This window comes from Mycobacterium sp. 852002-51057_SCH5723018 (assembly GCF_001667035.1).
Classification (GTDB): Bacteria; Actinomycetota; Actinomycetes; order Mycobacteriales; family Mycobacteriaceae; genus Mycobacterium.
The window spans coordinates 1-11,814 of sequence record NZ_LZIR01000073.1; the positions used below are offsets into that span (position 1 = coordinate 1).

Annotated in this window: 11 protein-coding genes and 1 pseudogene; 6 read left to right on the forward strand and 6 right to left on the reverse strand. The window is 70.8% G+C overall.

Going from position 1 to position 11,814, the window contains the following annotated elements; genetic code table 11:
* A pseudogene (locus tag A5764_RS14780) lies at positions 1–279 on the forward strand (hypothetical protein); the annotation flags it as partial.
* A gap of 4 nt (positions 280–283) precedes the next feature.
* Here the strand turns inward: A5764_RS14780 and A5764_RS14785 are convergent.
* The 3 genes from A5764_RS14785 to A5764_RS14795 all read right to left on the reverse strand — a co-directional run bounded on the left by A5764_RS14785 (position 284) and on the right by A5764_RS14795 (position 3,535).
* Positions 284–1,264, reverse strand: a complete 981-nt coding sequence (locus A5764_RS14785) for a VWA domain-containing protein (protein WP_067114260.1) — start codon at positions 1,262–1,264, stop codon at positions 284–286.
* Positions 1,265–1,343: 79 nt separating this feature from the next.
* A complete protein-coding gene (locus tag A5764_RS14790) occupies positions 1,344–2,651 on the reverse strand; it encodes a primosomal protein (RefSeq protein ID WP_067114261.1) in 1,308 nt (435 codons plus the stop codon).
* A 50-nt stretch (positions 2,652–2,701) separates the two neighbouring features.
* Positions 2,702–3,535, reverse strand: coding sequence for an alkaline phosphatase family protein (locus tag A5764_RS14795; RefSeq protein ID WP_369807326.1), 834 nt, complete (start codon positions 3,533–3,535; stop codon positions 2,702–2,704).
* Positions 3,536–3,687: 152 nt separating this feature from the next.
* Between A5764_RS14795 and upp the strand changes: the two genes are divergently transcribed.
* Positions 3,688–4,311, forward strand: coding sequence for a uracil phosphoribosyltransferase (gene upp, locus A5764_RS14800; RefSeq protein ID WP_067114263.1), 624 nt, complete (start codon positions 3,688–3,690; stop codon positions 4,309–4,311).
* 77 nt (positions 4,312–4,388) lie between these two features.
* On the opposite strand, the gene A5764_RS14805 is transcribed toward upp, so the two are convergent.
* Together A5764_RS14805 and A5764_RS14810 are read right to left on the reverse strand one after the other, a co-directional pair.
* The gene (locus A5764_RS14805; protein ID WP_067114264.1) at positions 4,389–5,972 is read right to left on the reverse strand and encodes a phospho-sugar mutase; all 1,584 of its coding nucleotides are present in this window, start codon (positions 5,970–5,972) and stop codon (positions 4,389–4,391) included.
* Between the two features lie 4 nt (positions 5,973–5,976).
* Complete coding sequence (locus tag A5764_RS14810) at positions 5,977–6,771, reverse strand: purine-nucleoside phosphorylase (RefSeq protein ID WP_067114265.1); 795 nt, start codon at positions 6,769–6,771, stop codon at positions 5,977–5,979.
* A gap of 124 nt (positions 6,772–6,895) precedes the next feature.
* On the opposite strand from A5764_RS14810, the gene A5764_RS14815 reads away from it, so the two are divergent.
* From A5764_RS14815 to A5764_RS14825, 3 genes are all read left to right on the forward strand, one after another.
* The gene (locus tag A5764_RS14815) at positions 6,896–8,089 is read left to right on the forward strand and encodes a M20 family metallopeptidase (protein WP_067114266.1); all 1,194 of its coding nucleotides are present in this window, start codon (positions 6,896–6,898) and stop codon (positions 8,087–8,089) included.
* A complete protein-coding gene (locus A5764_RS14820; protein WP_067114267.1) occupies positions 8,086–9,255 on the forward strand; it encodes a M20 family metallopeptidase in 1,170 nt (389 codons plus the stop codon). Before A5764_RS14815 ends, A5764_RS14820 begins: the two co-directional genes overlap by 4 nt.
* A gap of 77 nt (positions 9,256–9,332) precedes the next feature.
* Entirely contained in the window at positions 9,333–9,695 is a 363-nt protein-coding gene (locus tag A5764_RS14825) for an endonuclease domain-containing protein (protein WP_369807325.1), read from the forward strand.
* Positions 9,696–9,762: 67 nt separating this feature from the next.
* Here the strand turns inward: A5764_RS14825 and A5764_RS14830 are convergent, their stop codons facing one another.
* Positions 9,763–10,242: a gamma-glutamylcyclotransferase gene (locus tag A5764_RS14830; protein ID WP_067114268.1), complete on the reverse strand. Its 480-nt coding sequence runs from the start codon at positions 10,240–10,242 to the stop codon at positions 9,763–9,765.
* 111 nt (positions 10,243–10,353) lie between these two features.
* Here A5764_RS14830 and A5764_RS14835 point away from each other — a divergent pair, with 111 nt between their 5' ends.
* Positions 10,354–11,793 (forward strand): NAD(P)H-quinone dehydrogenase, encoded by a 1,440-nt coding sequence (locus A5764_RS14835; protein WP_067114269.1) that lies wholly within the window; start codon positions 10,354–10,356, stop codon positions 11,791–11,793.
* Positions 11,794–11,814: the final 21 nt, after the last annotated feature.

The window sequence follows — 11,814 nt, forward strand, 5'->3', positions numbered from 1 at the left end:
TTCGGCACCAAGGGCGGCGAGATCGAGATGAACGGGCAGCGGGTCGCCGTCCCCGTCTCGACGGACCAGATGAAGACGATCGCGCGGCTGTCGGGCGGGCAGTCCTACACCGCCACGAACCTCAGCGAGCTCAACAAGAGCTACAACGCCATAGAGAACGACATCGGGTATCGCACGGTGCCCGGTCCCGGCAGCGCCGGCTGGCTGCGCCTGGGCGTCGTCGCCGCCCTGATCGCCGCGGCGCTGGCCCTGCTGATCAACCGGCGCCTGCCGACCTGAACGCTCAGGCGGGCAGCCTGCGGTTCAGGAACTCACCGGCCAGGACGGCGCCGGCCAGCAGCACCGCGCCCAGCAGCATCCAGGCGAGGCTGGCGTCGCCCTTCACGGTCTCGTAGCCGATCTGGCGCTGCAGCGTGGAATAGACGCCCTCGAGCGACTCCAGGCTGTCAGCGTGAAACGCCTGGCCGTCGGTGATCTTGGTGATTTCCTGCAGCGTCTGGTCGTCGACGGGCACCGGAATGGTGGCGCCCTCGTACTCGACGGTGCCGTAGGGCGTGCCGAAGGAGATCGTCGAGATCTGCACCTCCTCGGCCTTGGCGGCCCGGGCAGCGGTGAACGCGCCCTGCGGCGCGTTGGGGTCGAGCGGCACGTTTTCGCCGCCGTCGGACAAAAGCACTATGCGGGCGGGCGGCGGGGTGTCGCCCCCGGCGACGGCCGTGGCGCTGACCGCGTGCAGGGCGGTGAAGATGGCCTCACCGGTGGCCGTGCCGTCGCCGAACTCCAGTTTCTTGAGCGCTTCCAGCGTCGCCTGGTGCTGCGGCGTCGGTGGCACCAGCAGGTAGGGCGTCCCGGCGAACCCGACCAGCCCGAGGTTGATGCCGGGCGTCAGCTGGCTGGCGAACTGGCTGGCCGCCTGCTCGGCCGCTTTGAGCCGGTTGGGCTCGACATCGGTGGCCCGCATGGAGTTCGACATGTCGATGACCAGCACCACGCAGGCCCGGTTGCGCGGGATGCGCATGTCGTGCGTCGGGGTGGCCAGGGCGATGGTCAACAGGATCAGCGACAGCAGCGAGACCGCGATCGGGACATGCCGCCACAACGACTGCGGCACCACCGAGTCGGTGTAGCGGTGCAGGCGGCGCCGGCGCCGGGCCTGCACCAGGACGTAGACCGCGAGCAGGGCCACCGGGATCAGGCCGAACAACAGCAAGCCCGGGCGCTGGAAGCCGTACAGGGGGAGCGGGCCGATGCCGGGAAGCGACACAGACCTCACCTTCCCGTCCAGCCCTTGATGCTGCCCGCCAGTAAAGAGGAGTCTTGAAAGACCGTCAAACGCGCGGCGGCTACTCGCGCCGGAGCCGCCCGTCGACGAACTGCTCCAACCTTTCCCACTCCCGGACCGCCGCGGCGTACGGGGGCGTGGGCTTGGCGATCGAGTCGGGCTCCAGCGCGTAGGCCACCAGCTTGCCCAGCGGCCGTCCCGTGTCGAGCGCCTTGTCGACGGTGCTCTCCTCGGAGTAGTCCCCGATGTCGCGGAGCAGCTCGACGGCCAGGTCGAGTTGGTCGCGATCCACCGCGTCGGGCCCGTCGGCGAAGTCGTCGGCCAGCCCGCTGAGCACGTAGATGTTGTCGTCGGTGACCTCGACCGACAGGGAGCCGTCGGTGGCCGCGGTGCGGATGTCGTCGTAGGTGCTCAAATCGGCCAAGTCGTGGTCGTGCTCGTCGGCCAGGTAGCGCGCCAGCGCCCGCTCCGAACTGAACACGCTGATCCGCCCGTTGCGGCCCAGGAAGATTGGGCGATCGTCCAGGTAGCAGCGCAGCGTGTAGAACGTGCCCGAACTCGTCATGATCCGAATCGGGTCGATGCCCACCTGAAGCCAGAAGTCCTCGTCGCCGCCCAGCACGACCATGTCGTCGGGGGCGGGGTCCACCTCCTCTTCTTCGGAGCCTTCGGCGGCGTCAGCGTCCTCGGCGTCCTCGGTTTCGTCCTCTTCGGATTCCTCCGAGGATTCCTCGACGGCGTCCTCGTCGGCCGGTTGCTCGTCCTCTTCGGGCTCCCCGTCGAGCTCCTCGGCGGCCGTGGCCGACAGCTTTTCGTCGACCTCCGGGGTGCTGATGATGTCTTCGATCGCGCTGAGCACGTCGTCCCAGCTTCGGCCGATCACCTCGGCGATCGCGTTCCAGCGCTTCTGGCCCGCCTTGCCGGTGAAGTGGTCGATGCCGCCGGCGACCGTGCCCAGGTTCGGGTTGCCGTTGAAGAACTTCGACACCGCCGCCAGCTCGCACACCGATCCAACGGACGACACGATCGCCAGCGCACCGGCCAGCGCGGCCACCGATTCCTCGGTCGGCTTCTCGGCCACCAGCTCCTCGACCGCCACCAGGTCGAACTGCCTGTCCTCGGCGGGTTCGAATCGGTGCGCGTGCGCCGAGGTGAGGTCCTTCCACCCCGGGTGGTCGACGAGGTCGTTGTCGGCATCGGACCGCACGAACGCGACCAGGTCCGCCACGGCCTCGAACGCGTACAGGTCCTCGTCCTTGCCCAGGAACGCCTCCCATTCGTCGCCGGCATCACGCCAGCGGGGTGCCCACACGGTGTAGCGGTCACCGGCGGACAGGCTCAGGCGGATGGGCACGAGGTCAGCAGCCATGCGGCACACAATAGCGACGGGCGGGGAAGGCGCCCGGCCCGGCCAACCCGTCAGGCGGCCCAGATGGTGGCGATCGGCGCGGCACCGGCCGCGTAGCCCGTCTTCGGTAGCCCGTACATCTGCTCCAGCGTGGAAAGCACGCTGTAGTGGTTGATCTGCTCGTTGTAGGTCCCGGGCTGCACGTGCCCGCCGTAGATCACCGTCGGGATCTGGTTGCGCGGGCCGCCGTCGTCCTCGTCCCAGGTCACGATGAGCAGGCTGTCGTTGGCGACCGCCCAGTTGGCGTACCCCGACAACTCGCGGCTCAGCCAGGCGTCGCCCTGCGCGATCGAGCCGTCGTGCATGTTGTCGTCGTTGTTGGGGATGACGAACGACACCGTGGGCAGGCTGGCGTAGTTGCCCATCGGGAAAGCCGAGAACGGCAGCGAGTTGGCCGGCGGGACGTTGGTGAAGTTGGCCCAGGGCACGTGCTTGCGCGCGTACTTGCCCGCGCTGCAGACCGGCGAGCCGACCGCGGGCAGGCCCTCGGCGTAGCCGGCGAACGTGTAGCCGGCGGCCAGCAATTCGGAGGCCAGGTTCGGGGTGGCGCCACCGTCGACCGGGCAGGCGTCCTTGGTGACCCCCAGCGTGCTGCCGGCGAACAGGGCCAGGTAATTCGGTTCGCTGGGATGCGTCTCGGCGAACGACTGGGCCATGTTTGCGCCGCCCGCGGCCAGCGCGTTGATGAAGGGCGTCGACTTGTTGCCGATGATGTGGCCCTCGGACCGGTTCTCTTCGATCACGATCACGACGTGCGCGGGCCGGGGTAGCGCGGCCGCGGCCAGCTCCACCCGGGGCGCCAGGGGGGTGGCGACCAGCCCCGCCAGCGCGGCCGCCCCGATCAGCCGGAGACCTCGATATGCCCTGTCTAGCAACCCTCTTCGACGCCGCACGCGGGCAGCATATGGGCGGATCGGCACGGCGGCGGCGCCGACGCGAGCGTGTCAGCGCGACATTAACCAAATGAAGTCCCGATTGTTATATAGGGTCAAACCCCGTGGAGGTGCGCGTCGTTGATCACCCGCTGGCGCTGGCCCGGCTAACGACGATGCGCGACGAGCGCACCGACAACGCCGGCTTTCGCGCGGCGTTGCGTGACGTGACCGCGATGCTGGTGTACGAGGCGATCCGCAACGCCGCCCGCGAGACCTTCGCGATCCGCACGCCGCTGACCGAGACGCTCGGGGTGCGGATCGCCCACCCGCCCCTGCTGGTGCCGGTGCTGCGCGCCGGGCTGGGCATGGTGGACCAGGCGCTTTCGCTGTTGCCGCAGGCCCAAGTGGGATTCGTCGGCGTTGCCCGCGACGAGGAAACCCACCGGCCCGCCGGATATCTCGAGTCGCTGCCCGACGACCTGAGCGACCAGCCGGTGATGATTCTGGATCCCATGCTGGCCACTGGCGGGTCGATGACGCACACCATCGACCTGCTGCACCGCCGCGGCGCCCGCGACATCACCGCGTTGTGTGCGGTTGCCGCACCGGAAGGCATTGCCGCACTTGAGAAAACGGCACCCGACGCGCGACTTTTCACCGTCGCCATCGACGACGGGCTCAACGAGATCGCCTACATCGTGCCGGGTCTCGGCGATGCCGGTGACCGTCAGTTCGGGCCGCGTTAGCTGGCCGCGCTGGCCCGGTGACGATGCGCGCCGCGCAGTGGCGCGAGGAGAAACCGGGCAATCAGACCTGGACCTGCTCACCAGCCGCGCACTTCGGCGAGCAACTCGTCGCGCAGCGCGCCGGCCCGTTCCCGGGCATCGCGCAAATCCCCGGTCGGCGCGCAACGAATCTCCAAGTAGCACTTCAACTTCGGCTCCGTCCCGGAGGGCCGCACCACCACCCGCGCCGACGCCCGGCCGTCGCCGGCGCTGAAGATCAGCGCGTCGCCGATGTCGGTGACGGTGGTGTCGAATCCGGCCAGCCGACTCGGCGGGTCGGCCCGCAGCCGGCGCATCAGTTCGGCGGCCTCGCCGGCGTCGGCGACGCGGCGCGACACCGCCGCGACGTCGTGCACGCCGTGGCGCCGGGCGAGGTCGTCCAGCGCGTCGGGCACCGATCGATCCTGCGCCTTGAGCGTCGCGACAAGGTCACACATCAGCACCGCGGCACTGATGCCGTCCTTGTCGCGCACGGCGTCGGGGTCCACGCAGTGCCCGATCGCTTCCTCGTAGGCGTACACCAGCGTGCCGCCGGGCACCTCCGAGTCCGCGCGCGCCAGCCACTTGAAGCCGGTGCGGGTCTCCACGTGGGTCGCGCCGTAGCGCGCGGCGATCGCGGCCAGCATCCGCGACGACACCACCGTGCTGGCCACCACGGCGGTTTCGGGCGACGGCTCCCGGGACAGGATGTAATCGCCGAGCAGCCAACCGGTTTCGTCGCCGGACAGCATCCGCCATCCCGACGTGGTGGGTATGCCGACCGCGCATCGGTCCGCGTCGGGGTCCAGGGCGATCGCGACATCGGCCGAGACGTCCGCGGCAAGCACCAGCAATGCGTCGGCGGCGCCGGGCTCCTCGGGGTTCGGGAACGGCACGGTGGGGAAGTCGGGGTCGGGCGCGAACTGGGCCCCGACGGTGTGCACTTCGCGGAAGCCGGCCTGTTGCAGCACGTCGACGGCGACCGCGCCGCCCACCCCGTGCAGCGGTGTCAGCACCACCCGCACCGACCCCGCGGAGCGGCGCACCGCCGCGGCGCGCCCGATATAGCGCTCGACCAGATCCGTGTCGGCGGGTGCGACGGGCTTGCGAGCGATCTCGTCGGCCGGCGGTGCCTCGGCCATCGCGGCCTCGATGTGGCGGTCGGTAGGGGAGACGATCTGGATGCCGCCGTCGAGATAGACCTTGTAGCCGTTGTCGGCGGGCGGGTTGTGGGAGGCCGTGATCTGTATGCCGGCGGCCGCGCCGGTGTGGCGCACCGCGAACGCCACCACCGGTGTGGGCATCGCGCCGGGCAGCAGCAGCACCGAAAACCCTTCGGCCGCAAGCACTTCGGCGGCCACGGTGGCGAATACGGCCGAGCCGTGCCGGGCGTCGCGCCCCACGATCACCCGCGAACCGGCCAGGCCACGGTCCCGCAGCACCCGGGCCACCGCCCACGTCGCGCGCGACACCACCGCGACGTTCATCGCGTCCGGGCCGCCGCGCACCGGGCCGCGCAGCCCCGCGGTGCCGAACGTAAGAGGGCGGGCGAACCGCGCCGCCAGCTCGTCGGGACTGCACGCGGCGAGCTCGGCGGCCGTGTCGGCGTCGGGATCGTGGGCGATCCACTCCTCGGGCGTCACGTCGCTAGAGCCGGGCGATGATTCCGGCCAGCAGGGCACCCATCCGGCCCGCCGACGCGCCCCCCGCGGCGAGCACCTCGGCGTGGCTCAACGGATGTCCCGTGATCCCGGCCGCCAGGTTCGTCACCAGCGAAACGCCCAGCACCTCGGCGCCGGCCGCGCGGGCCGCGATCGTCTCGTGCACCGTCGACATGCCCACCAGGTCTGCGCCCAGCATCCGCAGCATCCGGACCTCCGCGGGCGTCTCGTAGTGCGGTCCGGGCAGGCCGGCGTAGACGCCTTCGGCGAGCTCCGGGTCGGATTGGCGCGCGAGCTCGCGCAGCCGCGGCGAGTAGGCGTCGGTCAGGTCGACGAACTGCGCGCCGACCAACGGCGACCGCGCGGTGAGGTTGAGGTGGTCGCTGATCAGCACCGGCTGGCCGACCGTCATATCCGGCCGCAGCCCGCCCGCCGCGTTGGTCAGCACGACGGTGCGCACACCGGCCGCGCACGCCGCGCGTACCGGGTGCACCACGTGGCACAGGTCGTGCCCCTCGTAGGCGTGCACGCGGCCGACCAGCACCAGCACCCGGTGCTCGCCGATGCGTATCGACAACAGCTCACCGGTGTGCCCGACGGCGGTCGGCGGGGCGAAGCCGGGCAGTTCGGCCTGGGGCAGCGTGACGGTCGGGGAGCCCAGGGCCGCCACCGCGGGCGACCACCCCGACCCGAGGACGATGACGACGTCGTGCGCGTCGACCCCGGTGCGCTCGGCGATGGCCCGCGCCGCCTGCCGCGCGAGGTCGTCGGGTTCGCTCACACTCCGCGAGCTTAACGACTGCTAGGGGCGGAAAGTCGCCGGGATGTTGCGCAACTCTCCAGCCGATCCCGACGCAGCCCCTTGGGGTGGCATGGGCGAATCCGCGCGGTGAGATACTGCGAGAATGCCCGCAGCGACCGCATTGGACAACGTGGAGGAAGTCGTGCGGCGACGTGGCGCCGACCTGGTCGAGTTGTCCCATGCCATCCATGCCGAGCCCGAGCTGGCATTCGCGGAGCATCGCAGCTGCGCCAAGGCGCAGGCGCTGGTGGCCGAGCGCGGATTCGAGGTCACCGCGCGGGCCGGTGGCCTGGACACCGCGTTCCGCGCCGACTTCGGCAGCGGGCCGCTGGTAGTCGGGATCTGCGCCGAGTACGACGCGCTGCCCGAGATCGGGCACGCCTGCGGCCACAACATCATCGCCGCGTCGGCTGTGGGCACCGCGCTGGCGCTCGCCGATGTGGCCGACGAGCTGGGGCTGACCGTCGCGCTGCTGGGAACCCCCGCCGAGGAGGCCGGCGGGGGCAAGGCGCTGCTGCTGGAGGCCGGCGCGTTCGACGACGTCGCGATGGCGGTGATGGTGCATCCCGGGCCGGCCGACATCGCCGGGGCGCGCTCGCTGGCATTGTCGGAAGTGGTGGTGAACTACCGCGGCAAGGAATCGCACGCCGCCGTCGCCCCCTACCTGGGCCTCAACGCCGCCGACGCGGTGACCGTCGCGCAGGTGGCGATCGGGTTGCTGCGGCAGCAACTGGCGCCGGGGCAAATGACACACGGCATCGTCACCAACGGCGGGCAGGCCGTCAACGTCATCCCCGGCCACGCGGCGTTGCAGTATGCGATCCGGGCGCTCGACTCGGATTCGCTGCGAGAGCTGGAGGGCAGGATGTTCGCGTGCTTTGCCGCGGGCGCGTTGGCCACCGGCTGCGAATACGAAATCGACCAGCCGGCGCCGCCGTACGCGGAACTCCACCCCGACCCCTGGCTGGCCGACATTTGCCGGGGCGAGATGCGCCGGCTCGGGCGCGAGCCGCTGGCGCCCGAATACGAGACGCGGCTTCCGATGGGCAGCACCGACATGGGCAACGTGACGAAGGTGCTGCCGGGGATTCACCCGGTGATCGCGGTCGACGCCGGCGGTGCCACCGTGCACCAGCGGGCCTTCGCCGCTGCCGCCGCCGGCCCCAGCGCCGACCGCGCCGTCGTCGACGGGGCAATCATGTTGGCGCGCACGGTCGTTCAGCTGGCGCAGGATCCCGGCCAACGCGACCGCGTGGTGGCCGCCCAGCAGCGCCGGCACAGCGAGGCACGCCCATGAGCCTCGTCGACAGCGCCGAGTCGTGGCTGGCCGCGCACCACGACGATCTGGTCGAGTGGCGCAGGCACATCCACCGCTACCCGGAGCTGGGCCGCCAGGAGTACGCCACCACCCAGTTCGTCGCCGAACGGTTGGCCGACGCGGGCCTGAACCCCAAGGTGCTGCCCGGCGGAACCGGGCTGGTCTGCGACATGGGTCCCGAACACGAGCCGCGGATCGCGCTGCGGGCCGACATGGACGCGCTGCCCATGGCCGAGCGAACCGGCGCCCCGTACGCCTCCACCATGCCCAACGTCGCGCACGCCTGCGGGCACGACGCCCACACCGCGATCCTGCTGGGCACGGCGCTGGCGCTGGCCACCGTGCCGGAGCTGCCGGTCGGGGTGCGGCTGATCTTCCAGGCGGCCGAGGAGCTGATGCCCGGCGGGGCGATCGACGCCATCGCCGCCGGGGCGCTGAGCGGGGTGTCGAGGATCTTCGCCCTGCACTGCGATCCCCGGCTGGAGGTCGGCAAGATCGCGGTCCGGCAAGGCCCGATCACCTCGGCCGCCGACCAGCTGGAGATCACGCTGTATTCGCCGGGCGGGCACACCTCCCGTCCGCACCTGACCGCCGACCTGGTCTACGGCCTGGGCACCCTGATCACCGGGCTGCCGGGGGTGCTGTCGCGCCGCATGGACCCGCGCAACGGCACGGTGTTGGTGTGGGGCGCGGTCAACGCCGGCGTGGCCCCCAACGCGATTCCGCAAACCGGCGTGCTGGCCGGCACCGTGCGCACCGCGAGCCGCCAGACGTGGATCGCGCTCGAGGAGGTCATCCGCGAGACCGTGTCCGCGCTGCTGTCGCCGCTGGCGATCGAACACACGCTGCAATATCGGCGCGGGGTACCGCCGGTGGTCAACGAGGACATCTCGACGCGCATCCTCACCCACGCCATCGAGGCCGTCGGCCCCGACGCGCTGGCCGACACCCGGCAGTCGGGTGGTGGCGAGGATTTCTCCTGGTACCTCGAGGAGATTCCCGGCGCGATGGCGCGGCTGGGCGTCTGGCCGGGGGAGGGGCCACAGCTGGACCTGCACCAGCCGAACTTCGACCTCGACGAGCGGGCCCTGGATATCGGGCTGCGCGTGATGGTCAACATCGTCGAGCAAGCGGCCTTGTTCTAGCCCCCTCTACGCGCGACCGTGCGTGTTTGTGCGCGACACGCCGGTTCCCGCTGGCATTCTGCGCACGCTCGCGAAGGGTGAATTGTGCCTGGCCTGGGGCGGGCCGGGCCTCCGCGCTGGCCGAGTCGCCGATGGAGAGCGAGGCCCGCCTGGTCATGATCGACGGCGGGTTACCGCCTCCGATCCTGCAGTACGAGGTCGTGGACCTGCAGGGGCGCACCTGGAGGCTCGACTTCGCCTGGCCGGAAGCACGCGTCGCGGCCGAGTACGACGGTGTCGACTGGCATGCCGGCCCGGAAGCGTTTCTACGGGACCGCCGACGCTCTGCTGCACTTCAAGCGCTGGGGTGGTCGATAGTTCCCATTGTTGCCGAAGATGTCAGATATCGGCCCGGCGAACTCGTCCGCCGGCTCGAGACGCAGCTACGACGGGCAGCGTGAAGGTGCGCAGAATGCCGGCCGCAACGGCGTGTCGCCGTACAGACACGCACGCTCGCGGCAAGACGGCCTAGGCGCTGGTCCCCGGGCCGATGTTGCGGGCCGGGCGGGTCCGCAGATCGTGCACGTAATCCTCTGGCGCGCCGGCAATCTCGGCGGCGTCGGCCATCACGCCCAGGTACCGCGCCGACGGCAAGCCGCCCTCCCAGGCGTCCAGCACATACAGCCACGCCAGCACGGGATCGGTGGTGGTGTCGGAGGATAGGCGCTCCACGCGGCAGCGGATCTTCTTGTGGACGCCGAACTCGGAACCCTCCCAGCGGTCGAGGTTCTTCTCGTCGGCCGGTGTCATGTCGTAGAGGACGACGAACACCTTCGAGTCCGGGTCCTCGACGATGGTGGCCAGGGCCCCTTCCCAGCCGATGTCCTCGCCGCCGAACGTCAACCGCCACCCGTGCAGCCAGCCCGTTCCGGCCATCGGCGAGTGCGGTGCGCGCTGCAGCATCTGCTCGGGATGCATGTTCGACCCGTATGCGGCGTAGATCGGCACGGGGAAAGCTTAAACGGCACCCGCTCACGCGGTATTCACCCGAGCGTTTCGCAGGGTTTGCACCTCACGCCGCACTGCGGCGCCAGCCAGACCCAAGTTAGGTTAGGGCGTGTGGTGACCCGCATCGTGATCCTCGGCGGAGGGCCGGCCGGTTACGAAGCCGCGCTCGTCGCCGCCACGTTGTCTTCCGAGCGCGCCGACCCAACCGAGGTCACCGTCATCGACTCCGAGGGCGTCGGCGGCGCGGCGGTGCTGGACGACTGCGTGCCGTCCAAGACGTTCATCGCCTCGACGTGGTTGCGCACCGAGTTGCGCCGGGCCCCGCGGCTGGGCTTCGACATCGACATCGACGACGCGAAGATCTCCCTGCCGCGGATCCATGCCCGGGTCAAGCGGCTCGCCTCCGAGCAGTCGGCCGACATCGCCGCCCAGCTGCACGCCATGGGCGTGCACGTGGTCGCGGGTCGCGGCGAGCTGATCGACCCCAGCCCCGGGTTGGCCACACACCGCATCAGGGCGACCCATTCCGATCCGGGGCCCGACGGCCCCGTTGCCACCGAGCACGAGGCCGACGTCGTCCTGATCGCCACCGGCGCCAGCCCGCGGATCCTGCCGTCGGCGCCGCCCGACGGCGAGCGCATCCTGACCTGGCGCCAGCTCTACGACCTCAAGGCGCTGCCCGAGCACCTGATCGTGGTCGGCTCGGGCGTCACCGGCGCCGAGTTCGTCCACGCCTACACCGAGCTCGGCGTGCCGGTGACGGTGGCGGCCAGCCGGGACCGGGTGCTGCCCTACGAGGACGCCGACGCCGCGCTGGTCCTGGAGGAGGCGTTCGCCGAACGCGGCGTCCAGCTCGTCAAGAACGCCCGCGCGGAGTCGGTCACCCGCACCGAGGACGGCGTCCTGGTCACCATGACCGACGGCCGCGCCGTCGAGGGCAGCCACGCCCTGATGACGATCGGATCGGTGCCCAACACCGGCGGCCTGGGCCTGGAACGCGTCGGCATCGAGCTGGGGCCCGGCAACTACCTGACCGTGGACCGGGTGTCGCGGACCTCGGTGCCGGGCATCTACGCCGCGGGCGACTGCACCGGCCTGCTGCTGCTGGCGTCGGTCGCCGCCATGCAGGGCCGGATCGCGATGTATCACGCGCTGGGCGAGGGCGTCAGCCCGATCCGGCTGCGCACGGTCGCGTCGACGGTGTTCACCAGGCCCGAGATCGCCGCGGTGGGGGTGCCGCAATCGATGATCGACGACGGTTCCGTGCCGGCCCGGACCATCATGCTGCCGCTGCGCACCAACGCGCGGGCCAAGATGTCGGGGCTGCGGCAGGGTTTCGTCAAGGTCTTCTGCCGCAAGTCCACCGGCGTGGTGATCGGCGGCGTGGTGGTGGCGCCGATCGCCTCGGAGCTGATCCTGCCGATCGCCGTGGCCGTGACCAACCGCATCACCGTCAACGAATTGGCGCAGACGCTGGCCGTTTACCCGTCGTTGTCCGGTTCGATCACCGAGGCCGCGCGCCGGCTGATGGCCCACGACGATCTGGACTGACCGGCCCGTCCAACGCGGGGC

Coding starts and splice junctions, on each gene's coding strand:
- A5764_RS14790 (WP_067114261.1), bottom strand. CDS start 2,651: ATGGCTGCTGACCTCGTGCCCATCCGCCTGAGCCTGTCCGCCGGTGAC.
- A5764_RS14815 (WP_067114266.1), top strand. CDS start 6,896: ATGCCCGCAGCGACCGCATTGGACAACGTGGAGGAAGTCGTGCGGCGA.
- A5764_RS14820 (WP_067114267.1), top strand. CDS start 8,086: ATGAGCCTCGTCGACAGCGCCGAGTCGTGGCTGGCCGCGCACCACGAC.